General features: G+C 55.9%; 23 protein-coding genes. 13 read left to right on the forward strand and 10 right to left on the reverse strand.

Annotated features, from left to right (window positions below; translation table 11 throughout):
• Positions 1 to 76: 76 nt before the first annotated feature.
• From ACOSDM_RS11560 to ACOSDM_RS11570, 3 genes are all read left to right on the forward strand, one after another.
• Positions 77 to 991: a branched-chain amino acid aminotransferase gene (locus ACOSDM_RS11560; RefSeq protein ID WP_420724686.1), complete on the forward strand. Its 915-nt coding sequence runs from the start codon at positions 77 to 79 to the stop codon at positions 989 to 991.
• A gap of 123 nt (positions 992 to 1,114) precedes the next feature.
• Positions 1,115 to 1,906 (forward strand): glycosyltransferase family 2 protein, encoded by a 792-nt coding sequence (locus ACOSDM_RS11565; RefSeq protein ID WP_420724687.1) that lies wholly within the window; start codon positions 1,115 to 1,117, stop codon positions 1,904 to 1,906.
• On the forward strand, positions 1,890 to 2,288 hold the full coding sequence (locus ACOSDM_RS11570) for a lipid-A-disaccharide synthase N-terminal domain-containing protein (protein ID WP_420724688.1): 399 nt from the start codon (positions 1,890 to 1,892) through the stop codon (positions 2,286 to 2,288). Before ACOSDM_RS11565 ends, ACOSDM_RS11570 begins: the two co-directional genes overlap by 17 nt.
• Here ACOSDM_RS11570 and ACOSDM_RS11575 read toward each other — a convergent pair.
• Both ACOSDM_RS11575 and ACOSDM_RS11580 read right to left on the reverse strand, forming a co-directional pair.
• The gene (locus ACOSDM_RS11575) at positions 2,253 to 3,074 is read right to left on the reverse strand and encodes a phosphatase PAP2 family protein (protein ID WP_420724689.1); all 822 of its coding nucleotides are present in this window, start codon (positions 3,072 to 3,074) and stop codon (positions 2,253 to 2,255) included. The two genes, ACOSDM_RS11570 and ACOSDM_RS11575, sit on opposite strands and share 36 nt — an antisense overlap.
• On the reverse strand, positions 3,071 to 4,591 hold the full coding sequence (locus ACOSDM_RS11580; protein WP_420724690.1) for a glycosyltransferase family 39 protein: 1,521 nt from the start codon (positions 4,589 to 4,591) through the stop codon (positions 3,071 to 3,073). The genes ACOSDM_RS11575 and ACOSDM_RS11580 overlap by 4 nt, the downstream gene beginning before the upstream one ends.
• Before the next feature lie 223 nt (positions 4,592 to 4,814).
• On the opposite strand from ACOSDM_RS11580, the gene ACOSDM_RS11585 reads away from it, so the two are divergent.
• Complete coding sequence (locus ACOSDM_RS11585) at positions 4,815 to 5,504, forward strand: response regulator (RefSeq protein ID WP_420724691.1); 690 nt, start codon at positions 4,815 to 4,817, stop codon at positions 5,502 to 5,504.
• On the forward strand, positions 5,501 to 6,892 hold the full coding sequence (locus ACOSDM_RS11590) for an ATP-binding protein (protein WP_420724692.1): 1,392 nt from the start codon (positions 5,501 to 5,503) through the stop codon (positions 6,890 to 6,892). Before ACOSDM_RS11585 ends, ACOSDM_RS11590 begins: the two co-directional genes overlap by 4 nt.
• Here the strand turns inward: ACOSDM_RS11590 and gluQRS are convergent.
• Positions 6,885 to 7,763: a tRNA glutamyl-Q(34) synthetase GluQRS gene (gene gluQRS / locus ACOSDM_RS11595; protein WP_420724987.1), complete on the reverse strand. Its 879-nt coding sequence runs from the start codon at positions 7,761 to 7,763 to the stop codon at positions 6,885 to 6,887. The genes ACOSDM_RS11590 and gluQRS overlap by 8 nt on opposite strands.
• Positions 7,764 to 7,805: 42 nt before the next feature.
• Between gluQRS and ACOSDM_RS11600 the strand changes: the two genes are divergently transcribed.
• The 4 genes from ACOSDM_RS11600 to ACOSDM_RS11615 all read left to right on the forward strand — a co-directional run bounded on the left by ACOSDM_RS11600 (position 7,806) and on the right by ACOSDM_RS11615 (position 11,498).
• Positions 7,806 to 8,417, forward strand: a complete 612-nt coding sequence (locus ACOSDM_RS11600; protein WP_420724693.1) for a DNA-3-methyladenine glycosylase family protein — start codon at positions 7,806 to 7,808, stop codon at positions 8,415 to 8,417.
• 72 nt (positions 8,418 to 8,489) lie between these two features.
• Positions 8,490 to 9,170 carry an alpha/beta hydrolase gene (locus ACOSDM_RS11605; protein ID WP_420724694.1) on the forward strand — a complete coding sequence of 227 codons (681 nt, stop codon included), beginning with the start codon at positions 8,490 to 8,492 and terminating at the stop codon, positions 9,168 to 9,170.
• 234 nt (positions 9,171 to 9,404) lie between these two features.
• Entirely contained in the window at positions 9,405 to 9,965 is a 561-nt protein-coding gene (locus tag ACOSDM_RS11610; protein ID WP_420724695.1) for an HNH endonuclease, read from the forward strand.
• Positions 9,966 to 10,184: 219 nt separating this feature from the next.
• The gene (locus ACOSDM_RS11615) at positions 10,185 to 11,498 is read left to right on the forward strand and encodes an NAD(P)/FAD-dependent oxidoreductase (RefSeq protein WP_420724696.1); all 1,314 of its coding nucleotides are present in this window, start codon (positions 10,185 to 10,187) and stop codon (positions 11,496 to 11,498) included.
• Between the two features lie 8 nt (positions 11,499 to 11,506).
• Here the strand turns inward: ACOSDM_RS11615 and ACOSDM_RS11620 are convergent, their stop codons facing one another.
• The 3 genes from ACOSDM_RS11620 to ACOSDM_RS11630 form a co-directional block, all read right to left on the reverse strand.
• Entirely contained in the window at positions 11,507 to 12,367 is an 861-nt protein-coding gene (locus tag ACOSDM_RS11620; protein WP_420724697.1) for a DUF4743 domain-containing protein, read from the reverse strand.
• Between the two features lie 2 nt (positions 12,368 to 12,369).
• Complete coding sequence (locus ACOSDM_RS11625; protein ID WP_420724698.1) at positions 12,370 to 12,663, reverse strand: hypothetical protein; 294 nt, start codon at positions 12,661 to 12,663, stop codon at positions 12,370 to 12,372.
• Positions 12,664 to 12,841: 178 nt separating this feature from the next.
• Positions 12,842 to 13,786, reverse strand: coding sequence for an AEC family transporter (locus ACOSDM_RS11630; protein WP_420724699.1), 945 nt, complete (start codon positions 13,784 to 13,786; stop codon positions 12,842 to 12,844).
• Positions 13,787 to 13,923: 137 nt separating this feature from the next.
• Between ACOSDM_RS11630 and ACOSDM_RS11635 the strand changes: the two genes are divergently transcribed.
• The 4 genes from ACOSDM_RS11635 (at position 13,924) to ACOSDM_RS11650 (ending at position 18,173) form a co-directional block, all read left to right on the forward strand.
• Positions 13,924 to 14,217, forward strand: coding sequence for a hypothetical protein (locus ACOSDM_RS11635; protein ID WP_420724700.1), 294 nt, complete (start codon positions 13,924 to 13,926; stop codon positions 14,215 to 14,217).
• Between the two features lie 8 nt (positions 14,218 to 14,225).
• On the forward strand, positions 14,226 to 15,872 hold the full coding sequence (locus ACOSDM_RS11640; RefSeq protein WP_420724701.1) for an acyl-CoA dehydrogenase family protein: 1,647 nt from the start codon (positions 14,226 to 14,228) through the stop codon (positions 15,870 to 15,872).
• 74 nt (positions 15,873 to 15,946) lie between these two features.
• Positions 15,947 to 16,756, forward strand: coding sequence for an EipB family protein (locus tag ACOSDM_RS11645; RefSeq protein ID WP_420724702.1), 810 nt, complete (start codon positions 15,947 to 15,949; stop codon positions 16,754 to 16,756).
• A 40-nt stretch (positions 16,757 to 16,796) separates the two neighbouring features.
• The gene (locus ACOSDM_RS11650) at positions 16,797 to 18,173 is read left to right on the forward strand and encodes a leucyl aminopeptidase family protein (protein WP_420724703.1); all 1,377 of its coding nucleotides are present in this window, start codon (positions 16,797 to 16,799) and stop codon (positions 18,171 to 18,173) included.
• 57 nt (positions 18,174 to 18,230) lie between these two features.
• Here ACOSDM_RS11650 and ACOSDM_RS11655 read toward each other — a convergent pair whose 3' ends face one another.
• From ACOSDM_RS11655 to ACOSDM_RS11670, 4 genes are all read right to left on the reverse strand, one after another.
• A complete protein-coding gene (locus ACOSDM_RS11655; RefSeq protein WP_420724704.1) occupies positions 18,231 to 21,002 on the reverse strand; it encodes a GNAT family N-acetyltransferase in 2,772 nt (923 codons plus the stop codon).
• 74 nt (positions 21,003 to 21,076) lie between these two features.
• A complete protein-coding gene (locus tag ACOSDM_RS11660; RefSeq protein WP_420724705.1) occupies positions 21,077 to 21,625 on the reverse strand; it encodes an O-acetyl-ADP-ribose deacetylase in 549 nt (182 codons plus the stop codon).
• Between the two features lie 146 nt (positions 21,626 to 21,771).
• A complete protein-coding gene (gene ppa / locus ACOSDM_RS11665) occupies positions 21,772 to 22,314 on the reverse strand; it encodes an inorganic diphosphatase (RefSeq protein ID WP_420724706.1) in 543 nt (180 codons plus the stop codon).
• A 118-nt stretch (positions 22,315 to 22,432) separates the two neighbouring features.
• Positions 22,433 to 23,725, reverse strand: coding sequence for an AmpG family muropeptide MFS transporter (locus ACOSDM_RS11670; RefSeq protein WP_420724707.1), 1,293 nt, complete (start codon positions 23,723 to 23,725; stop codon positions 22,433 to 22,435).
• Between the last annotated feature and the right edge of the window lie 43 nt (positions 23,726 to 23,768).

Here is a 23,768-nt window from a genome sequence, read left to right on the forward strand (position 1 = left end):
AAGTCATGAACTTACGAGAAAAACCTCGGGGAACCAGCGTGGAAGCTGGCAACACCCCCATAATGGAGTGGAAACGATGTCCTTAATGCCCTTTGATGATCGCGATGGCTCCATCTGGATGGATGGCAAACTGGTGCCATGGCGGGATGCCAAATTGCATGTTCTTACCCATGGCCTGCACTATGCGTCTGGCGTGTTCGAAGGGGAACGCGTCTATGGCAAAGAGATTTTCAAGCTGACGGAACATACCGAGCGCCTGCACCAGTCTGCGGAGCTGCTGGGCTTTAAGATTCCGTTCACTGTCGCTGAAATTGACGCCGCCTGCGATCAGGTCGTCGCCGCCAACAATATTGTCGATGGCTATGTGCGTCCCATCGCCTGGCGCGGATCGGAAATGATGGGCGTGTCTGCACAACAAAACACCATCCATCTGGCAATCGCAGCCTGGGAATGGCCCGCCTATTTCAGCCCGGAAGCCCGCATGCGCGGCCTGAAAATGCGGATTTCCGATTGGGCGCGCCCCGATCCCCGCACAGCACCGACACGCAGCAAGGCCGCTGGCCTGTATATGATCTGCACCATGTCCAAGCATAAGGCGGAAGCGGAAGGATACCATGACGCGCTGATGCTGGATTGGCGTGGGTATGTTGCCGAAGCAACCGGTGCCAATATTTTCTTCCTGATGGAAGATGGAAAGCTGCATACGCCCGATCCGGATTGCTTCCTGGATGGCATCACCCGGCGCACGGTCATCGATCTGGCCCGCCGCAATGGCTATGAAATCGTGCAGCGACACATCAAGCCGGAAGAGATGGCACAGGCAACAGAGGCCTTCCTGACCGGGACGGCGGTGGAGGTCACCCCGATTGCATCGATTGGTGACTATCAGTTCACGCCGGGCAAAGTCTGTGAAACTTTAATGAAGGCCTATGACGCAGAGGTGCGCAGAGGCTCAGATAAGGCGGCCTTGATCACAGGGTCTGCGGCATAAGCGTTTAGAATGATTTTTCGGTCGTGCCAATCGGGACCGGGCGTGATAAGCCCGGTCCCGTTCGCATTTTAAAGACCAATGCCTTTCGCCGTTCCTATCAAAAAGGTCGTTTGAGCAGCCCGTATGACCCAACAGACTAAAACAAAACTCTCTCCCCGCCAGGACACTTCCTTGGAGATCAGTGTTGTTGTCCCGGTCTGCGATGAAGAAGGCAATGTCTCTCCCTTGATTGAAGAAATTGCGACGGCCTTCCCGGATACAGATCGGGTGGAAATCATCTATGTCGACGATGGCAGCCGTGACAGCACACCTGCTGTTCTGAAAGACTGCCAATCAAAGCACAAGAATCTGCGTGTTCTGACCCATGCCCAGCGATCCGGCCAAAGCCGCGCGATCCGCACAGGTGTTCTGGCCGCGCGCGGACGTCTGATCTGTGTGCTGGATGGTGATGGCCAGAACAATCCAGCCGACCTGCCCCGCCTTGTCGCCATATTCAATGCGGCCCTGGCGGAGGGAGAAGCCATCGGCATGGTCATGGGGGAGCGCGAGAAGCGCCAGGATTCAGGTTTTCGGCGGTTTATCAGCCGGGTCGCCAATGCCTGCAATAGAGCGCTTTTAAACCATACCGCGAAAGATGTCGGCTGTGGCCTGAAAGTCGTCGCAGGGCCCGTCTTCAAGCAACTACCCTATTTTGATCATATGCACCGCTTCATGCCGGCCTTGATCAGTCGCGAAGGCTTTTCGGTTCGCTATGAACGGGTGACGCATCGCGCGCGGGATCGCGGCCAGTCCAAATATGGAACGCTGGAGCGTGCCTTGGCCGGATTGGTTGATTTGTTTGGTGTCTATTGGTTGGTGAAACGGTCAAAACGGCCGGATGTTCAGGAAGAGGTGCCCCATGGGGTGGATCGATAAAATCATCGCAAATATCGGAGCCATGGCTCCGGAAGAGATCATCTGGCTGTCTATCGGCTTTCTGGGCCAGTTTCTGTTCGCCATGCGATTCATCATTCAGTGGATCGTCAGCGAAAAGAAACGCGACAGCGTGATACCCATCGCATTCTGGTATTTCAGCATTGGCGGCGGCGCTATCCTGCTGTCCTATGCCATATGGCGGGCGGATCCCGTGATCATTCTGGGGCAGTCGACGGGTCTGTTTATCTATTTGCGCAATCTATATTTTGTCACACGCCGCCGGAAGGTCGATTTCGATGTGCCCGACCCGGACCGGGAAGGAATGGCTGCCGATACGCCCAAGACCTCAGATGGTATCACTAAACAAGGCCCGAAAGCGTAACGCAGCAGGGTCCAGTTTTTTCGATACTGACGCCGGAATTGCCTGCACCAGGGTTGCGGAAACCGGCCTGGCTATCGGTGCCAGAAAGGCCAGATCCTGTTGCCATTTCTTTTCTTCGAACCAACGATACAGGATCAGATTGGTGCCACAGGTAAAGACGCCCGCATAGAGAATGTCGCTGAGGAAATGCGATCCATTCATGACCCGCAGAATCCCCATGCCGATCCCAGCGGCCACAGTGACCAATATCCAGAACTTTCGACGTTTGGCGGCATACAGCGCCAATGCCAGGAATACATATCCCACCGACGCGTCCCCAGAGACAAAGGAACAGTTTCCGTCGCATTGTTGGGCTGGCAATAGCGGCGGGGTGAATATTTGTGCCCCGGCAAATTCAGTCACCTGTTTGGGACGGGCCCGCCCCCAGTTTTCCTTAAAAACCCCGTGTACGACCAACCCGGTCGACAGGATCAGACATAACAGCAGGAACGCATATCGCGCCAGCTTGCGAACCTGCTGAATCCGAACTGTGAACAACCGCCACAGGAACACAACAAGCCCGACAACAACCAAATAGCTGAATAACGGGCGCAAGACATCATTCTTGAACGCCGTGAATTCACTGCGGCTCAGCCAGAATTCATTTTCGCCCAGATAAACCTGTTTTGATACCCACAGATCTATCTGGGGAAAGGGTAGGAAAAGGACCGTCAGGGCGATAAAAACCAGCCCACAGATTTTCAACATCCAGACCGTGGACCAGGCTGGGCTGCCAAGCGACATCATTTCGGATCCTCCAACACACGCAGTTCCAGATTTTTGGCCTGCCCAACACGATCAACTTTCCCGATGGAGGGCAATTCTTTGACCGTGGTAAAATGACTTTCGATGGACTGGGTGCCATGGGGCGTCATCAACAATACGCGCGATCCATCAACGGACGGGCTGTACAGCCAGGCCATTTCGTAATGATGATCAATCTTGGTGTCATGGTTCCAGGTCCGGATGACAATTTCCGGCTGGTCGCGCAACGCATAGGCCATAGAGGCGATCATCATGCGATTGTCCATCAACAGCACGGACAGATTTTCAGCCTTCATCCTGTCAGTTACCTGATAGGCCACCTGATCCCAACCGCTGAGGTCCTGAAATGGATCCCGACCCAGGGCGCGGGCGGTGGCACCTGGCATCAGCACCGCCCCATACAGGCCTGCCGCCACGATCATATGCAGCGCAATCGATCCCCATAACCACCAACGCCGCCTTGTCTGGGCAAGCAGCACAGAAGTTACCAGGATCGCCGCTGCAGGATAGGCCGTCGCCGCCCAGTTCGCATTGGCCCGGGACAGGATCGCCTGAATTGAAATAATCAACAGAATGGGCAGCGAAAATGCTAACAGCAAACGCGCTGGTTCAGACAGGGCCTGACAGGCGCGACGGCTGCGCGGGATTACCAATAGAAGAACCACAAACAAAACCGGACCGAACACGCCAAACTGCGCACCCAGAAAATCCCCCAATTCATTGAAATGCAGGACCACTCCCTGCCAATGGACATTATCAGCCGTATGTCCAACAGTCGCCCAGCCATGCACCTTGTTCCACCAGACATTGGGCAGAATGGCGCAGGTCCCCAGCCCAAAGCCTGCGATCAAATGCGTTGCTGCGACGCGGGCCTTTTGGCGGGCCTGTGCACTGATCAGCAGATGCACCAGCGCACAGATCAGAAAATAGGCCATGGCGTATTTCGCGTTCAGGCCCAGTCCGAAACAAAGCGCCAGGAGTACCGCCCCCCCCCAGGTTGGGCGCCGCAACAATGCCCCATAGGCCCACAGGCATCCTGTCCAGAAAAACAGCAAAAGCGCATCTGTCGACATGATCAGGGACGAAAATGACACGGCAGGCACGGTCAGCCAGACGATCCCGGTCCACAGCGCGGTGCGATTGTCGAACAACAACCGGGCCGTGCCAGCCAATAGGATGGCGGTCGCCGTTTGAAACAATGCGGCAGGCGCACGAATGCACCATGTGTCATCGCCACAAATGCTGGTCGCCGCACCAATGACCCAGGCGATCAGAGGGGGCTTGGAATAATATCCGAACTCAAACGTCCGGGACCAGGTCCAATACTGTGCCTCATCCCCATGCAGCGACAACCCTGTCGCATAGGAAACCATCAGGCGAACCGCACACAGCGCCAGCGCAGCGCTCAGCAACAGACGCCACATACTTTGTGTGCTGATATCCCCTGACACCTGATCCTCACGCGACATAGCGATGCACCCATCATGTACCCGGGACATCAGACATTCGCCAATGCGAACCCTAGAAACCCCAACATAGTGTTTCCATGCAAGCCATCGTCGCAAACAAGGTTGTTTGGATATGATTTGCTTCGGATGGGCTAGGGCGTACACCATTCGCCCGCGATAACCAAGAACCCTTAAAGGCCCAAAAGGCGATGTTTCTTAATTTAGCGTTCACGTGGAGATTTTGTCGCGGCGAAACTGCGCTTATACTGCGCTCATGAACACTGATACGCATATTCTTGTGGTTGACGACGATGCGCGCCTGCGCAGCCTGTTGCGTGACTATCTGACTAAAGAAGGCTTCCGGGTCACCCAGGCGGAGGACGCTGCAGATGCACGGCGCAAGATTGCTGGCCTGACCTTCGATATTATGATCCTGGATGTCATGATGCCCGGCGAATGTGGCCTTGATCTGGCAAAATCCATCCGTCAGGAGGTTGGTGTGCCAATCCTGATGCTGACCGCGATGGGGGATACCGAAAACCGCATCCAGGGGCTGGAAGCCGGTGCCGATGATTATCTGCCCAAGCCGTTTGAGCCCCGCGAACTGATCCTGCGCATTCAATCGATCCTGCGCCGCCTGCCCGCTGCGGCAGAACCAAGCCGGGCCTCTGTTGTGCGTTTGGGCGATTTGTTGTTCGATCTGGGTCGCGAATTATTGTTGCGCAACAATACGCCGGTGCGCCTGACATCCACAGAAACCGCCCTTATGAAGGTGATGGCCGGAGAGCCCGGACGCGTCATGAGCCGGGATGAACTGACGCAATTTGTAGACATCGATGGCGGTGACCGGGCAGTAGATGTCCAGATGACCCGCCTGCGCCGGAAAGTGGAGCCTGATCCAAAAGTCCCCCGCTATCTGCAAACCGTTCGGGGACGCGGCTATGTTTTAAGGCCCGATGGATGACGGAGCCCTCCCCGATAAAGCCCACGCATTCGCCCGCTGGTAAACCGATGGGACCGATCCGATCCGCGCTGCGCACCATTCGCCTGACGATAAAAAGCGGCCTGCCCAAGACGCTGTTCGGGCGCGCCCTGATGATCATCGTCATGCCCCTGATCCTGTTACAGATTGTATCGGCATGGGTGTTTTATGATCGCCACTGGGATACGGTCACCTGGCGCCTGTCGGCCAGTGTCGCAGGGGATATCGCCAATACGATCGACCAATTGCGCCGCACACCCGATGCCCGCGACGAAATCTTTCAAAGCGTTCGCCAGAACATGGAATTGGATATCACTTTGCTGCAAGGTGAAATCCTGCCCAATCAAGAGACAGAAATCAGCAGCCAATTGGATCGCCTGTTAGCCCAGGCCATGAACGAGCGTGTACGACGCCCCTTTATCATCGACAGTTCGTCCTTTCGGAAACAACTGATTTTGCAGATTCAGTTGAAGGATGCGGTGCTGAACGTCGTTGTGCCGGGCAGCCGACTGTTTAGTTCGACAACCTATATCTTTATCCTTTGGATGGTTGGCACTTCTTTAGTGCTGTTTGCCGTTGCCTCTATTTTTATGCGCAATCAGGTGCGTCCGATCCGGCGCCTTGCCCGTGCGGTTGAAAGTTTTGGAAAAGGTCGAGAGCCAGAGCAGGATTTCAAGGCGGAAGGGGCCCTGGAAGTGCGCCAGGCCGCCAATGCGTTTAACCTGATGTCCGAACGCATCCGTCGCCAGATCCGCCAACGCACCGATATGCTGTCGGGGGTCAGTCATGATCTGCGCACCCCTTTGACCCGCATGAAGCTGCAGTTGGCGATGCTGGGGGATTCGCCAGAAACTCAGGAACTCAGCGTCAATGTCTCCGAAATGGAGAAAATGATTCAGGATTACCTGACCTTTGCCCGTGGCGAAGGGGGGGAGAAATCCATTGAATGCGACTTGAGTGAGGTCGTCAAAGACCTTGCCGCAACATGGCAGGCCTCCGGTATCGCCCTGGATTGCCATGCAGAAGGTAAGATCGTGACATGGTTGAAACCCAATGCCTTTCGGCGATGCATTGATAACCTGATCGCAAATGCGTCACGCTATGGCAGCCAGGTCTGGTTACAGGCCGGAAAGCGGGGCAATGCCATTGAAATTCTGGTGGATGACAATGGCCCTGGCATTCCTGAGCAAGAACGCGAAGACGCCTTCCGCCCCTTCTATCGTCTGGATCGGTCCCGCAATCCATCCACCGGCGGTACGGGTCTGGGCCTGTCGATCAGCCGTGACGTTGCGCGCACCCATGGCGGTGAAATCCTATTGGAAACCTCCCCCCATGGCGGGTTAAGGGCCCGTGTACGACTGCCTATCTAGAAGTTTCAGCGGCCCTATTGGTATCTTCCCCAACCATCTGACAGATATCCTGGGGCGTTTTTCCAGCCTTACGCAAGGCCTGTAACGTGATCGCCTTATCACGTTTGGCATATCGTCTGCCCTGCGAATCCAGCAGCAATCGGTGATGGCGATACACCGGCGTTGGAAATCCCAGCAGGGTCTGCAGGACGCGGTGGATATGGGTGGCGTGCAACAGGTCTTCCCCCCGCGTCACACAGGATATCTGTTGAAACGCATCATCCACGGTAACCGACAGGTGATAGCTGGTTGGCACATCTTTACGCGCCAGAACAATATCGCCACAGCTTTCTGGCACGACCGTGATTATCCCACGATCCAGATCAGTAAAGGTCAATGGACCGGTCATATGGGCAGCCCGATCCATATGCAGGCGGATCGCATGAACCTGCCCGGCCGCGATCCGGTCTTTCGCGATCATCGGGTCCAAATGCTTACAGGTGCCCGGATACAGCGCACCATCCGGCCCATGCGGGGCGCGCGGGGCGTTGGCGACCTCTGTCCGAATTTCCCGGCGCGTGCAAAAACAGGGATAGGTCAGCCCGCCCTCTTCCAATGTATGGAGAAAATCATGATACACCGGAAAACGATCCGATTGCCGCAGCACCGGATCGGGCCAGGTCAAACCCAGCCAGCGTAAGTCTTCGTAAATCGCCTGCTCATAGGCCTGCGTACAGCGCGCCAGGTCGATATCCTCAATTCGCAACAGAAAGGTACCGCCCATCGCTGTTGCTTGCCGGGCGGAAAACAGGGCGCCATAGGCATGCCCCAAATGCAGGAAACCGCTGGGGCTGGGCGCAAATCGGGTTGCGGCAGAATTGAATCCATCCATACCCACTGGCGTAGTTTGCCTCTACAGGGTAAGTCAAGAGCCATGGATAAATCACATATCATCGCCGCCCTGGACGCCGTTGCCGCACATGACACAGATGTGGCGACCGGGTTGAGTCTGGTTGGATATCCGGAGCCTCGCCTGCGGCCCCATGGGTTCAACACTCTGCTGAGCATTATCGTATCACAGCAGATTTCCAAAGAAGCGGCAGGCGCCATCCAGGCGCGGTTGGAAGCATTGAATCCGGGGGGGCAAGCTGAACCCTTTCTGGCATTGGGACCAGATGCGATTCGCGCGGCGGGCCTGTCGCGCCCCAAGGTTGCCTATGCCCTGGGACTGGCGGACGCGATTGCCCGTGGCACCTTAAATCTACAGGCTGTCGCCACAATGCCTGATGAGCAGGCCGTTGCGGCGATCATGGGCCTGAAAGGATTCGGGCGGTGGAGTGCAGAGATTTACTGCATGTTCTCCCTGCAGCGGCAGGACCTGTTTCCCGGCGAAGACATTGCCTTGCAGGAAGCGATGCGACGGCTGAAAGGCCTGCCCAGCCGACCGGATGCGAAACAGGCGCGCCTTTTGGCGGAAAACTGGTCCCCGCATCGATCCGCCATGGCCGTATTTCTTTGGCATTATTACCGGGGCGCACCCGCCTGACAGCACATTTGCGCATCCCGGCTGTATCGTCCAAGCTGGGCAAAATCCAATCCAAAGCTTAAGGAAATTCCTATGACCGATACACCGGTTCTAAGCGGACCAGAACAAGCCCCCAACGACGGTCAGAAACCTGACCGCTTGATCATTTTCCTGCATGGGCTTGGGGCCAATGGGGATGACCTGATCGGCCTGGCACCGGTCCTGGGTCAGGTCTTCCCGACCGCGCAGTTTCTGGCCCCCAATGCACCGGAAGAATGTGATATGGCCCCGATGGGCCTGCAATGGTTTTCCCTGCAGGATATGAGCCGCGAACAGTTACAGGCGGGCGTCGATTCTGTCACACCGGTTCTGCACCGCTATCTGGATGATCAAATCGCGCGGTTTTCTGTGACGCCGGACCGCGTTGCAATCGTCGGCTTCAGCCAGGGAACGATGCTGGCGCTGCATGCAATGCCGAAATATTCAGGGCTGGTCGCCGGTGTCCTGGGGTATTCTGGAATGCTGATCGCCCCGGAATCCCTGGCCGACGAGAATATTCGAAAACCACCGACCTTGTTGATCCACGGAACGGAAGACCCGGTCGTCCCTGCTGAAATGTCAAAGGTGTCGGGCGAAGCCATGAAAATGGCCGGGTTTGATGTAGAAGTCGCCTATTCCAAAGGTCTGGGCCATTCCATTGACGAAGCGGGCTTGCGCCTTGGCATTGAATACTTGCAGCGCGCGTTTGGTGACAAGGAAGTACCAGAGACCTAAATCAGATAACAGCCGCGATAAGAAACAAGCGGATCTCGCCTAAAATTGGATGCGTTATATATTTGTCATTGAAATCGGATAGAGAGAAGGGAGTGTCGGGTCCTCATTACAACAATGTGATAGTTTCCAGCAGGCTTACACAAAATGTTGTGGTGATGACAAAATATGGGGTAACGTACCTGTATCGGTTCTGACGAAATCGATCTGGTGATACAGAAAGTTCGGAGTGCGGCAATGTTAACCGCCTTAGATCATAGTCCCGCTTTGGTGCTGAATGCGGATTTCAGGCCGCTCAGCTACTTTCCTTTGTCGGTTTGGGACTGGCAAGACACCATCAAGGCCGTCGTTGCCAAACGGGTCAACGTCATTTCGGAATACGATATGGAGGTGCGCAGCCCGACCTTCGCCCTGCGCCTGCCCAGCGTGATCTCCCTGAAAGAATATGTTGCCCCGGCGCGACGCCCCGCGTTTACCCGGTTTAACGTATTTCTTCGGGATAGGCTGGTCTGTCAGTATTGCGATGGAACCTTCCCGGCACATGACTTGACCTTTGACCATGTTATCCCGCGCAGTCAGGGTGGGATCACCAGTTGGGAAAACGTCGTCGCCGCCTGTAGCCCGTGCAATCTGACCAAAGGTGGCCGCACCCCGAAACAGGCCAATATGCCATTGCTGCGCGCCCCCATCGAACCATCGACCTGGGAATTACAGGAACATGGCCGGGCCTTCCCGCCAAACTTCCTGCATGAAAGCTGGCGGGATTATCTGTACTGGGACACCGAACTGGAAACCTGATCCAGTCCGGACCGCTCTTTACCCAAATCATGTATATTTTCACCTCTTCGGACAAAGTTGGGTTTGTCTCGCGCCGATAACGCGCTGTAGCATCATGCGTTCGCATGAGCTCATACGTGAGGCTCTTACCGTTTGTATTAGTGGCAAATACGTCGTCGCAAACATATCCGTTTGCTCGGGATTTGCTTTAGACTGATCGAAACAGATACCGAGGATGACATGGCTTTACTTGCGTTAGATGATCAGGGCTTCAAGCAATCCCTATGGACAGCTACAGGCGGCGACGCACCCCATTGCCCGCCATTGGATACAGACAAACAGGCTGATATCGCGATTGTCGGGGGTGGGTTTACCGGACTGTCCACCGCCCTGCATCTGGCAGAGCGCGGTGTTTCCGTTATCGTGCTGGAAGCACGCGAACCCGGCTGGGGGGCATCGGGACGCAATGGCGGTCAGGTGATTTCCGGTCTGAAACATGATCTGGCCGAGTTGGAACGCCTTGTCGGCCCCGAAATGGCCCGCCGAATGATTGGCTTTGCCGATAAATCAGCCGATACCGCGTTTGCTATCATCGATAGATTGAAACTGGATTGCGATGCCGTGCGGGGCGGATGGGTCCAATCCGCCCATGGCGTGGGCGTGCTGGAAGATCAGAAGAAAAAAGCGGAGAAAATGGCAGCGCGTGGTCGCGCGGTTAGCATGCTGTCACAGCAAGAGATGATCGAGCGCGTGGGAACAGATTGGTATGTAGGAGGCCTGTTCGATGCTGCGGGCGGTACCGTCCAGCCTTTGAAACTAGCCCGTGGCCTGGCCCGGGCAGCCCAGGCAGCAGGGGCACAAATCCATGGTGAAACCGCCGTAACGGGGTTAGCACAGGCCCCGCATGGATGGTCCCTAACGACAGGAGATGGCATGACCGTCACCGCTGGGAAGGTCCTGTTATGCACGAACGGGTATTCTGATCTGGCGCCGTTACAGGATGCGACAACGCAATCGGTTGTCCCATTTTACAGCTATCAGATGGCGACAAAGCCGCTGTCGGATAACTTGCTGAAAAGCCTGCCTGTCCATGGTTTGGGCGTTTCCGAAGCAAGGCGCGTTTTAAGTTACTACCGGATCGACTCCCAAGGGCGCTTCATCATGGGCGCGCGGGGCAAACTGAACGGATCCCTGGATGATTCCGCCTTTGATCTTGCCAAACAGCGTATGCAGGAAATGTTTCCCAGACTGACGGGTGTGCCGATGGAGAATTTCTGGAATGGGCGCGTTGCCGTCACCACCGATTCCCTGCCCCGCTTAATGCAGATCGCGCCCGGATTGGGCGCTGCGATCGGGTGGAATGGGCGAGGTGTCGCCATGACCACCGCAACGGGATCGGTTCTGGCGGACTGGTTGTGCGATGTCCCCCACAAGGATTTGCCTATGCCCATCAATGCGCCGCGCCTGATCCCCTTTCATTGGCTGAAACGGCCTGCCTCTGGCGTCGCCGTCATGTGGAAGAGCTTCCTGGATCGGCGAGAACGCAAACTGTAACCCCGCCATCACACCGGCGGGGCACCATGCAGCATTTCACACAGGCCGACATAGTCGGGCTCCCGATCCGGGTCAATCAAGCCATGGCGGATAAAGAAATCGATCAGGACCGGGGCGCAATTGAATTTGAACCGGTCCGTATCGCGCACGATTTCCATGACTTCCTGTGCAGGCATCAGGTAAAACCCCGCAACTTCCCCATCGGCCGGGATTGGGGTGAAACTTTCATCCAGTTCCAGGTCATAACAGAACATCTGATCCGGCTTCAGCCCTTGCGGGCTTTCATACAAATAAGATATCGCCCCGACCGCACGGGCCTGGCGCGCCAGATGCGCGGGGATTGAGGCCTCTTCCGCGCATTCCTTGATAAGATTCTGCGCCAGGGTCAGACCTTCGGGATGCCCCCCGGCGACCGTGTTATCCAGCAATCCGGGATAAGATGGCTTATCATGGGCGCGCTGTGCGATCCAAAGGTACAGACCGTCTGGCTTTCGCACATATCCATTCAAATGAAAGCCCCAACTGCGAATGCCTAAGAAAGGACATCCCGCCCGTTCAATCGAAAACACAGCGGGATCCGAAAACCGTTCAGCAACCGCATAACGCTCGTCCCGCCACCCTTGAATAAGGCCTTCATCGGCCATTACGCGCAGGGCATAATCCACCGCTGCCGTCGCAGAATCGTAATCGAACAAAGCCGCATGCAGATCAACCTGTTGCCCCCCCACCACGAAGATATCGGGGAAACCGGACAACCGTTCCAATCGATCCTTGCGGATCCAGCCCAATTGCTGACCGCGCCCAAAGAACGGCAGATAATTTTCACGCGATCCATTGTTACAGGCGAGAATCCGGTCCTGATAGGCCACGGTTACCTCTTTTCACACACCAAAACGCTGCGAACACCGACAGTCTGACGCATCACCGCGCCAACGATATCACAGCTCTGCGGGTCCAGGCCGCTGACCTGCACATCGATGATCAGATTGGGGTCAATTCCTCCGTCGATCACAGCATTCAACTTCTGTGTAATCAAGCCACGCTTTGTGATGGGGGCCAATACGCGGGCCAGGATGCCAACATCCGTATCGGCGGTGACGGAAAAACAATACACTGAAGGGGATGTACCGACATCATTGGACGGCACCGACAAAGGTAAGGTCATGGAAGTCTCATTTCTCTGTGAATAGCATCAGGTGGCGGCACAGGCCCGGACCCCCCAGCCGCATTATATGCGGGGGACCGGGTCCGTAATTCGACCAATGCGCCCAAACAGCGCCACAGAGAAATTCGAGGTCAACATACTGAAACCATATATCCGGTTGGAAGGTGACGCAAGAATATTACAAACCACCCTGGAACAGCCACAGGATAAGCCATAAGGTAAAGACCGACCCAATCGTCGACAGGCATATTGATGTCGTCGCCAGGGCCTGGGCCGTCCCATATTTCTGGGAAAATATATAGACCATGACACCACTGGGCTGGGCCGCTGTAATGGTGGCAATTTGTACCCACAACGGATCCAAAGCAAAAATATACGTGCCCGCCAGATAGACCAATAACGGAAACAGCATGATCTTCAGCGACACCTGGACCATGGATTGAACCACACGCCCGGCAATACCATAGCGCTTCAGCGACGATCCCAAGGCAAACAAGGCACAGGGCAGCACGGCCCCCTGCATGGTTTCGGCAATCCGCGCCAAAGGTGTGGGCAGAGACAGACCCGCCAGATTTGTCGCCATGCCCAGAAACAAACCCCACAGGATGGGATTGCGAATCAACCCGCTGGCAACCTGTTTGGGCAGTGCGGCCAGACCACCGCTGCGGCGCGATTGGCTCATTTCCAATAGAACCGTCGTGCCGGTGAAAAAGATAATGCCGTGGACAGACAGGATCAGAAAGAACGGCAGAGCCGCCGTCTCTCCATAGGCCAGCAGGATCAGGGGCAGACCCAACAGAACCGTGTTGGAAAAAGCACTGCCCATCCCGGTCAGGATAGCCCCCATTATGTCGCGCCCAAAGATGAAACGCGCGACCAGAAAGCCGATCGCATAAATCAGAATTCCTGGCCCGTAATAGCTGGCAAACAGGTTCCAGGGCACCTTGTCTGGCAATTGCGTGGTCGCAATCGTCCTGAACAGCATGAAGGGAACGGCGAAATTAAAAACGAAAGATGCGACCCCCGCTTCCGCAGATTCAGAGAACCACCCAAGGCGGGCCGCGACATACCCAAGGGCTGCAATGCCAAAAATCGGCAGCAGAATGTTGATTACGATATCCAAGAGAGCCGAATCCTTATCTTATCTGTTTTCTGATTACTCCGTGTGGCTACTCTGGGCAAGTCAGAGACCTTGCGGTTCGGGGAGTAGCGTGCCATCTATCACCCGATGGATTGGGCCCAGCGAGGGAGAGACCCGGCATGGCAGACCTCTGGATTTTCGGGCGGAAACCAGCGGCAATGGTGCGTCACCGGCATGGTGGCTTTAACGCGACATTTCCAATGAACGGCGATACGGTTGTGGAGCAGGCTGGCCTGACCCGCGATGCCAATGCTGCGCGTGAAAAGGCGGAATCGTCCGGAATCAAACCACCGCCCCGCATTGAAGGGCGCGAGGCACAAAATGTGTTGAGCTTTCAATCCCGTGGTGATCGTGCCCAGCGCACCAATCTCAGTCCCCGAAATGGGGGACGTCCGGGTCCCTACCGCGAATAGCCCCGAACGTGATCACCTCAGAAGCCCGACTATACGCCTTAAGCCAAGCAGAATCGCTGGCCGCAGAGGCTGTTGACCATCTGTCGCAAACAGTCCGGAACGCTGAAACCGGCCGCGTGGACCCAATCGCTCTGGAGCGCGCACAGCATCAAGCCCATGGCACGGCCTGGCTTGTGTCCCATGTCGCCGGACTGACGGCCCTGCATGATTGGGCCCAGCGCTTGGAAGAAACAAACTCAATGGGGCCTGTTGAGGCTGGGATTTTGCGCATCGGATTTGCGGAATATCTGAACAGGATCATTCACGGATTGCCCATGGGGCAAACCGAAACCGTGCGCCCCCATGAACTGGGAACGTCACTGCATGCCATGGGCATGGCGACCGATCCAACCCTGAATGCCCTATTTGCAGACCCGGACCTGCCAGAAATTCGCATGGCAACCGCCCTGGCAATGTCGGAACATGGATTTTCCAATCCTGCCGACGACCCCGATGGCGAAATTTCCATGATGCGGACGCAATACCAACGCTTCGCCGAAGCCGAAATTGCACCGTTTTGCCATCGATGGCATCTGGATGATATCCTGATCCCCGATGAAACGGTGCAGAAGGTTGCAGATCTGGGAACCTTTGCGATTACAATTCCACAGGCCTATGACGGTCTGGGACTGTCCAAACAGGCCATGGTCGCAGTGACGGAGGAACTATCCAGCTTTCATTTGCCCACCGGATCGTTGGCAACCCGGCCTGAAATTGCCGGGGAATTGATCAGCAATAGCGGGACCCAGGATCAGAAAGAGCGCTTCCTGCCGGGGATCGCCAGCGGAAAGATCATGACAACCGCTGTCTTCACAGAACCTGATATCGGTTCGGACCTGGCGCATCTCAGCACCAGGGCGGTTCGGCGGGGCGCTGTATATCAGGTATCCGGGGCAAAGACCTGGATCACCCATGGCGGGCGCAGTGATCTGATGACCCTGTTGGTGCGCACACAGGCGGGCAGCCAGGATCACAGCGGCGTTTCCATGCTGTTGGCCGAAAAGCCGCGTGGCACGCCTGCAACCCCCTTCCCTGCGCCGGGCATGACAGGGGGCGAAATCCGCACCCTGGGTTATCGCGGCATGAAGGAATATGACATCGCCTTTGATCGGTTCGACGTACCCGCCCATAACCTGCTGGGGGGCGAAGAAGGTCTTGGGTTCCGGCAATTAATGGCAACCTTTGAGTCGGCACGCATCCAGACCGCCGCGCGCGCGGTTGGCGTCGCCCGCAATGCCCTGCGTTTGGCCATGGATTATGCCACAACCAGACGGCAATTCGGCCAGTCCCTGATCCGGTTTCCCCGTATTGCAGATAAGCTGGCCCTGATGGCGGCAGAAACAGAGATTGTCCGGCAATTGACACGCCATGCCGCCTTGGCAAAAGATACCGGACGGCGCTGCGATGTGGAAGCAGGTATGGCCAAGCTGCTGGCGGCGCGCACCGCCTGGGCGGCAGCCGACGATGCCTTACAGATTCATGGCGGGATCGGCTATGCGCTGGAAAGCCAGATTTCCCGTGTTTTGGTGGATGCGCGGATATTGAATATCTTTGAGGGTACCGGCGAGATTCAGGCACAGGTCATCGCCCGTGGACTGTTGAGTCGTCGAAATTAGCGGCTCGCCACCCTATATGGACAGTTAATGCCCAAACGGAATGCCCAAACAGAAAAATTAAAGGGATCACCTCAATGCACCGCAAAAGCCTCCTTGCCACCCTTTCACTGCTGTTTATTTTTGCAACACCGCAGGCTGCACAGGCACAGGAATACTCTGTGCTGCCGCATTCAGCGCGCTACAGCATCACATTGATTGAAGCAAAGGTTGGCGAAGTCACCATGCTGGATGGCGGCCTAAGCGTCGATCTGGTCAAGGGCTGCAAAAACTGGACACTGCAATCCAATTTGAATTTAGCAGCAGGCAATCAGGATGGCGCAGGCTTCGTTCTGGTTATGAATCAAGCCGCAACAGAAAGCCTGGACGGGCGACGGTTTGAATTCAAAACAGACGTTGTGGTCAATGATGCCCCGGAAGAAACCTATCAAGGCATCGCAACACTGGAAGAAGATGGCCGAGGGGAGGCAGAGTTCACCCTGCCTGAGCAAAAGAAAGTTCGTCTGCCACAGGATACGCTGTTCCCGATTAATGCGATGCGGACCAATCTGAATGCCGCTTGGGGGGCGCAACAGGTTCTGACGAACTATATCTACTTTGATGGCAGTGAATTAAGCGCCTGGCGCGCCACGGACCTGGTTGCCGGCACGCCAGAGCCCTTGGATGCGCAGGCGCAGGATCCCGACGGCATCACGAAAATCGGGCAGGCAAAGCGGGTTGTCACAACATTATTTGATTTGACCCACACTGATGCAGAGCCGATTTCAACCTATATTTCCGATATTCTGCCCAATGGAATCGTCACGCGCCTGACCATTGATCTGGGCTTCATGGTCGCCGAAGCGCGATTGATCGAAGTGCTGGCGATCCCAGAACCGGACTGTTAACCCTACCCTTCACGTCAGCTTGTCATAAAAGGTCATGGATATGAGTTGCTTTGTTAAACAGAAAAATAAAGAGACACGCAGCATAACGGGAATCGTAAAAGCCGACTATGACACTTGGCTTTCAAACCAATCGGACCCCGTTCAAACCTGGATCAAAGGGTCTGGGTTCAAGGCGAAGCCCGGTGCCGTTGCGATTTTCCCAGACAAGGCGGGGGCCCCGAACAACGCCCTGGTGGTCCTGGAAAATGAACAGGATCTGTGGTCCTGGGGCGCAGCAGCGGTTCGACTGCCAGCCGGGCGCTATTGCCTGTCGCCCGAACCTGATGCCACCATGGCTTACAATGCCAGCCTCGGCTGGGCCTTGGGCAGCTATGATTTCGACCGCTATCGCAAACGCTCGGAACCTGTCCGGGAATTGGTCTGGCCGAAGAATGCGGACAATAAGCTTGTTGCAGCCGTGTCTGCGGGCATTTATCTGACCCGCGATCTGGTCAATACGCCGGCGTCGGATATGGGACCGGAAGAGCTGGCTGCGGCGGCATCGGCCTTGTCACAAACTTTTGGCGCACATTGTGAAACCATCATCGGGGAGGACCTGCTGACGCAGAATTTTCCGATGATTCATGCGGTTGGCCGTGCGTCAACACGCGCGCCACGCCTGATAGACCTGCGCTGGGGCAATCCGATCCATCCGAAAGTAACGCTTGTTGGAAAAGGCGTCTGCTTTGACACTGGTGGGCTGGATTTGAAGCCATCCAGTGGCATGCTGATGATGAAAAAGGACATGGGGGGCGCGGCCCAGGTTCTGGGCCTGTCGCGCATGATCATGGAAATGGAGCTTCCGGTCAGTTTGCGCGTGTTGATCCCGGCTGTGGAAAACAGTGTATCAGGCAATGCCTTCCGCCCCCTGGATATCCTGAATACCCGCAAGGGATTGACGGTCGAAGTCGGCAATACCGATGCGGAAGGTCGCCTTGTTCTGGGCGATGCGCTGGCCTTGGCCTGTGAAGAAACGCCAGACCTGTTGATTGATTTCGCCACATTGACCGGGGCCGCCCGGGTGGCCCTGGGAACCGATCTGCCTGCCTTATTCTGTAACAGCGACAGTCTGGCTGCCGCGCTGTCACAGGGCGGTCTGGCCGCAAAGGATCCAACCTGGCGCTTGCCGCTGCATCAGGCCTATACCGGGATGCTGGACAGCAAGATTGCCGATACCAACAATGTTTCCTCAGGCGGGTATGCGGGGGCCATCACGGCAGCCCTGTTCTTGGAAAAATTCGTCGAACCGGAAATCGAATGGGCCCATTTTGATCTGATGAGCTGGAATACAAGCACGAAGCCCGGTCGCCCGGAAGGCGGCGAGGCACAAGGAATCCGCGGCGTATTCCTGACTCTGCAAGACCGGTTTACCCGCTAAAGCAATATTCGGTCAAAGCGACCATGAATGACCTGATATTGCTCTAGTGATCAAACCCTAATTTATCGTTTCAACCTGCTTATTTTTCGATGCGGTTGGCGTGGCTTGCGATGTCACCATCAATTGCACCCGAACCAGGCCTGCATCACTGGGATCACTGTGCTGTGTGAAGCCCAGATCCGCGCACATATCCAACATGGGTTTGTTATCGCGCAGCACATCGCCATACAGAACATCTATACCGCGCTGGCGGGCATATTTTATCAACAGGCACATCAGCGCATAGCCCAAACCTTCACCCTTGTGGTCCTGTCGCAGCAGGATTGCGTATTCCGCCTCTGCCCCATCCGCGTTGGCGATCAGGCGGGCAACCCCGATGATGGAGTCTGAATCCGCCGGGTCCAGCGCAACAAATGCCATCTCTCTGGCATAATCGATTTGGGACAGGCGGGCCGCCAAACGCTCTGGCAACAGGCGCATCGGGTGCAGGAAACGGAAGCGAATATCTTCCGGGGCGGACCGGGCGACCAGATCGCTTAATCCAGGCGCGTCCTCGGGTCTGATCGGGCGAACATTGACCATTGTTCCATCCCGCAATGGCACAGTCCCTTCCTGATCGCGGGGATAAGGGTGGATCGCCAGGCGCCGCGCCGGATTATCGCGCAGTTCCCGGGACACGGCTGCAACACGGATTCGGGCATCCAGCGCCATGACACCGGCACTGTCCGCGATCAATGGATTGATATCCAGCTCTTTCACTTCTGCAAAATCGATCGCCAATTGGCCAATCTGAATCAGGACAAGCCTCAGGCTTTCAAAATCCACAGGCGGCTCATCACGATACCCGCGCAACAGCTTATGGACTGCCGTTTCCTCTATCAGGGTCTGGGCCAGAACATCATTCAATGGCGGTAAGCCGGTTACGGTATCGCCAACGATTTCAACCTCTTTGCCCCCCTTCCCAAACAGGACGACCGGGCCGAATTGCGGGTCTTCATTCAGCCCCACAATCAATTCATGGGCGCCGGGCCGGCGAATCATCTGCTGAACACTGACCCCTTCGATTTGGGCATCGGGAAATTCCTGATGCATCCGCTTTAGCATCGATTCCGTGGCGTTATAGACCTGATCGGGCGATGACAGGTTCAGCACGACCCCGCCAACATCGCTTTTATGCGTAATATCGCGCGAAAGAATTTTGACCGCCACCAGATCCCCCATGGAGAACCCTCTGGCGATTTCCGCCGCTTCGGCGGGCGTGCGGCCAATTTCGGTTCGCACAATGGGAATGCCATAGGCTTCCAAAACCTGCTTGGCCTCAACTTCGCTCAGCCATTCCCGATCTTCCGACAGGGCCTGATCGATAATGCTGCGCACCTTATCTCGGTCCGGCTCCACACTATTGGCGCGTGCAGAGGGCACCTGCATCAGATTCACCTGATTGCGGCGATATCGAACCACATGCATAAAGCCCCGCACAGCCTCTTCGGCGGTGTTGTAGGTTGGAATGCGCGCCTCTACAAAGCGGCGGCGCGACTCAGCGGCGGACATATCCCCCAGCCAGGATGTCAGGATCGGGCGATGACGGTCCCGGGCCACTTCCAGAACAGCCTCCGCAGCTTCCAGCGAGTTACTGATTGCGGTGGGGCAATTCAAGACCAGCACAGCATCGGCCGCTTCATCCGCAATCAAGGCCTGCAGGGACTCACGATAGCGACTACCCGGGGCATCGCCAATAATATCAACCGGGTTTCCCTTGCTCCATGTCGTTGGCAGGCAGGCATTCAGTTTTTCAATTGTCTGTGGCGACAGTTCGGCCAGATGACCGCCCTGTTCAATCAGGCTGTCTGTTGCCAGCACACCAATACCGCCCCCATTGGACAGGATCGCCAGACGATCCCCCACCGTATTGGGATCGCCATCCGCCAGGGATCCCATCCGCCGTAATTCACTGGACAGTGTCTGAACCGCATCAAACAATTCCTGCATATCATAGACCCGCAACATGCCAGCCCGCCGGAAGGCTGCATCATAGACCGAATCTGAACCCGCCAGCGCGCCGGTATGAGAGCTTGCAGCCCTGGCCCCTTCGGCCATGCGCCCCGCCTTGATGACAACAACGGGTTTAGTGCGGGCCGCCGCGCGGGCTGCGGACATGAACTTCGCCGCATCCCCCACGGCCTCAATATACAGCATGATCGCGCGAACCTCTGACGCTGTGGCCAGATAGTTCAACATGTCGCCGAAATCGACATCCATTTTGTCGCCGACGCTGATCATGTGGGAAAAGCCGATACCGCGCCCCGTCGCCCAATCCAGGACAGAGGTCAACACCGCCCCCGATTGCGCGACAAAGGCTAAATCCCCGATCTTGGGGTTCATATGGGCAAAGCTGGCATTCAGGCCTATTGCCGGAACCATCATGCCCAGCACATTTGGTCCCAAAATCCGCATGGAGCCCGCCGCGTCCATAACCGCCTGACGGCGTGCATGGCCTTCCGTGTCGTCGCCCTCTCCAAAACCGGCTGTGATCACACAGGCAGCCTTGCATCCCTTTTTATTCAGGTCCGCAATAACCTGGGGCACCGCATCGGCGGGGGTCGCGACAATGGCCAGATCCGGCACCATGGGAAGGCTTTCAATATCCTTCCAGGTCATGCTGCCGCCAATCGCGGAATGCTTGGGGTTGACGGGCATGATCGGCCCTTCAAACCCACCGCCAAACAGGTTCTGCGCCAGCACCGCCCCCACGGAACCAGCCCGTTTGGATGCGCCAATCAAGGCGATAGAGCGTGGATTGAACAGGTATTCTAGGTCACGTACGGACATGGGGCACCTTCATTGTTGCGCGATTTCAATCAATCGCTTTACGCCTGCACGAGCAGTTGTCCCGTCCCTGATTTTTATCCGTTCTTCAGAGCCTTTTGCGCCAGAACCCGATTATACATGTCGGTCATTGCCGACCCCCAACAACAAAAAATAACCTTTTCGATGCCTGAATTCTCCGCCAAGACATCATACACGGTAGATATTGCAATTTCTGTCGCCAATTCCGCCGGATAGCCATAGGCCCCAGTGGAGATTGCCGGAAATGCGACGCTGCGCACGTTATTTTCCACAGCCAATTGCAAACAATTACGATAACAGGATGCCAAAAACCCCGCTTCTCCGGATTGTCCGTCGATCCAGATCGGACCGACAGTATGAATGACGTGACGCGCCGCCAATCGAAAGCCTGGGGTGATGCGAGCCTCCCCGGTCGGGCATCCGCCCAAACCGGCACAATATTCCATCATTTCTGGCCCGGCAGCGTGATGAATAGCCCCGTCAACGCCCCCACCCCCGATCAGGGGTTCATTCGCAGCGTTCACAATCGCATCCACGGTCAACCGTGTAATATCGCCATCAATAACGGCAATCCGATTGTCGTTGGAAAAGTTAGCTTCTTTCATGTGCGCTACCGACATTTCTCCAGCTTTCGGCTAGAGCATCATGCGCTCGCATGCGCTCACACAGGATACTCTAACCACATATTTTCTGAGCAAATACGTCGTCACAAACGATCCCGTTTGTTCGGGATTTGCTCTTGGAGGCCTGCCTATTTTGCCGCCACACTTTCGTTATGGGCGGTAATCGAGGCCTCAATCATCTCTGCAGCTTTTTTCGAGTCCGCCCATCCGATGATCTTGGCCCATTTACCGGGCTCAAGGTCCTTATAATGGGCAAAGAAATGGGCAATCTGATCAATCAGAATCTTTGGCAAATCCGTATAATCTGTCACTTCATCATAATAGGGATGCAGCTTGCTGTGGGGCACGGCGATGATTTTTTCATCCATGCCGCTTTCGTCTTCCATCATCATCACACCAACCGGCCGCGACCGCACGATACTGCCAGGTACGACGGGAACGCGCCCAACAACCAGCACGTCAATCGGGTCGCCATCCCCACATAAAGTATGCGGAATAAAGCCATAGTTTGCCGGATAGAACATGGCGGTATGCAGGAAACGGTCGACATACAGCGCCCCTGAATCCTTATCCAACTCATATTTCACCGGTTCCGCCCCTTGGGGGACTTCGATCACAACATTAACGTCCCAAGGTGGCGCAACGCCTGTGGCAAGCAACTCAATCCGCATAAAACTTCCTTTTCATTTATCCGCGGTAACCGCAGCCGGCCACCAATGTCTGACCCTCTAGATAGTACTTAAATTGCTGCACTGCAACATGGGAGAAATCGTCGCAACGAAAAAACAGTCAATCGGCTGACTTGGTTGGCTTATATGCCTTGTAGCGCGACAGCACGAAGATCAGCACCAAACCCGGCACCGCCAGGAACGAGGTCATGATGAAAAACTCCACCCAACCGACCTGTTCTACCAGCCACCCGCTGGGGGTCGACAACAAGGTGCGCCCGAAAGCCATAAACGATGTCAACAAGGCATACTGCGTCGCTGTGAACTCACGATTACACAGCACCGACAGATAGGCAATAAAGGCTGCCGACCCCAATCCCCCAGTAAAATTATCGCCCCAGATCGCTATCGCCAACACACTGACATCGGTGCCGGAAACAGCCACCCAGGCGTACAGCATATTTGTCGCTGCTTGCAGAATACCGCCAATCACAAGAGAGAGGAACAGCCCGATCGCGCGGACCAGCACGCCACCGGCAAACACCCCCACCATGGTTGCAATTATTCCCGCCGTTTTACTGACCAACGCGATATCAGTGCCGGTAAAGCCCATATCGACATAAAAAGGATTGGCCATCGTCCCCCCGATGGCATCGCCAAATTTGTACAACAACACAAATGTCAGGATTACAAAGGCACCGGGACGCACCAGAAATTCCGAAAATGGAGAGATCACGCCAACCTTCATAAAGGTTTTCATATCCCTGATTTCCGCTGTCTTTGGATGATCGGGTTCCTTGACCAGTAAAACCGCCAACATTCCCAGCGTCATGAACCCCGATAAGCACACAAATACCACGGCCCAGGAGACAAAATCAGACAGAAACAGAACGCCCGCCCCGGAAATCAAAAGACCAATTCGATACCCACCTTGCGTGGCAGCCGCTCCAGCCCCTTGCTCGTCCTCCTCTAAAAGTTCAATGCGCAGGGCATCCAGCACCACATCCTGACTGGCGGACAAAAATCCAATCGATGTGGTTAGAATCGCGACCGGTGCCAGCGCGACAACCGGATCTGTAAATCCAAGAGATGCAATAGCCGCCATCAGCAAAATCTGAATGAACAGAGCCCATCCCCGGCGTTGACCCAGTTTTGCCGTAAACAGCGGCAGCGATATTTTATCGATCACTGGCGCCCACAGAAACTTTAACGCATAGGGGGTTCCGACTACGGCGAATAGACCAATCGACGTCAGATCCAGCCCCTGTGTCCGCAACCAATAGCCAAGCGTACTTAAAGTCAGCAACAACGGCAGGCCACTGGCGATGCCCATCAGGGCGATCAGAATAATGCGCCTGTCTTTGTAAATCAGCAGGCCCGCCCTGAAGCGCTGTAACGCGGTGGTGTCGGTCACGATGGGTCTAAATCCTTTTCGCCAGCGGTTGCGCGTGATATCG

The sequence above is a fragment of the Hwanghaeella sp. LZ110 genome (assembly GCF_048892525.1).
Classification (GTDB): domain Bacteria; phylum Pseudomonadota; class Alphaproteobacteria; order UBA8366; family Aestuariispiraceae; genus Pacificispira.

What these genes read in the sequence shown, in the direction of transcription:
- ACOSDM_RS11655 (WP_420724704.1), bottom strand. Translation starts at nt 21,002, where the DNA reads ATGTCCGTACGTGACCTAGAATACCTGTTCAATCCACGCTCTATCGCC.
- gluQRS (WP_420724987.1), bottom strand. Translation starts at nt 7,763, where the DNA reads ATGGATGGATTCAATTCTGCCGCAACCCGATTTGCGCCCAGCCCCAGC.
- ACOSDM_RS11645 (WP_420724702.1), top strand. Translation starts at nt 15,947, where the DNA reads ATGCACCGCAAAAGCCTCCTTGCCACCCTTTCACTGCTGTTTATTTTT.
- ACOSDM_RS11660 (WP_420724705.1), bottom strand. Translation starts at nt 21,625, where the DNA reads ATGAAAGAAGCTAACTTTTCCAACGACAATCGGATTGCCGTTATTGAT.
- ACOSDM_RS11565 (WP_420724687.1), top strand. Translation starts at nt 1,115, where the DNA reads ATGACCCAACAGACTAAAACAAAACTCTCTCCCCGCCAGGACACTTCC.
- ACOSDM_RS11650 (WP_420724703.1), top strand. Translation starts at nt 16,797, where the DNA reads ATGAGTTGCTTTGTTAAACAGAAAAATAAAGAGACACGCAGCATAACG.
- ACOSDM_RS11605 (WP_420724694.1), top strand. Translation starts at nt 8,490, where the DNA reads ATGACCGATACACCGGTTCTAAGCGGACCAGAACAAGCCCCCAACGAC.
- ACOSDM_RS11560 (WP_420724686.1), top strand. Translation starts at nt 77, where the DNA reads ATGTCCTTAATGCCCTTTGATGATCGCGATGGCTCCATCTGGATGGAT.
- ACOSDM_RS11600 (WP_420724693.1), top strand. Translation starts at nt 7,806, where the DNA reads ATGGATAAATCACATATCATCGCCGCCCTGGACGCCGTTGCCGCACAT.
- ACOSDM_RS11625 (WP_420724698.1), bottom strand. Translation starts at nt 12,663, where the DNA reads ATGACCTTACCTTTGTCGGTGCCGTCCAATGATGTCGGTACATCCCCT.
- ACOSDM_RS11635 (WP_420724700.1), top strand. Translation starts at nt 13,924, where the DNA reads ATGGCAGACCTCTGGATTTTCGGGCGGAAACCAGCGGCAATGGTGCGT.
- ACOSDM_RS11610 (WP_420724695.1), top strand. Translation starts at nt 9,405, where the DNA reads ATGTTAACCGCCTTAGATCATAGTCCCGCTTTGGTGCTGAATGCGGAT.
- ACOSDM_RS11575 (WP_420724689.1), bottom strand. Translation starts at nt 3,074, where the DNA reads ATGATGTCGCTTGGCAGCCCAGCCTGGTCCACGGTCTGGATGTTGAAA.
- ACOSDM_RS11615 (WP_420724696.1), top strand. Translation starts at nt 10,185, where the DNA reads ATGGCTTTACTTGCGTTAGATGATCAGGGCTTCAAGCAATCCCTATGG.
- ACOSDM_RS11570 (WP_420724688.1), top strand. Translation starts at nt 1,890, where the DNA reads ATGGGGTGGATCGATAAAATCATCGCAAATATCGGAGCCATGGCTCCG.
- ACOSDM_RS11580 (WP_420724690.1), bottom strand. Translation starts at nt 4,591, where the DNA reads ATGTCCCGGGTACATGATGGGTGCATCGCTATGTCGCGTGAGGATCAG.
- ACOSDM_RS11590 (WP_420724692.1), top strand. Translation starts at nt 5,501, where the DNA reads ATGACGGAGCCCTCCCCGATAAAGCCCACGCATTCGCCCGCTGGTAAA.
- ACOSDM_RS11585 (WP_420724691.1), top strand. Translation starts at nt 4,815, where the DNA reads ATGAACACTGATACGCATATTCTTGTGGTTGACGACGATGCGCGCCTG.
- ppa (WP_420724706.1), bottom strand. Translation starts at nt 22,314, where the DNA reads ATGCGGATTGAGTTGCTTGCCACAGGCGTTGCGCCACCTTGGGACGTT.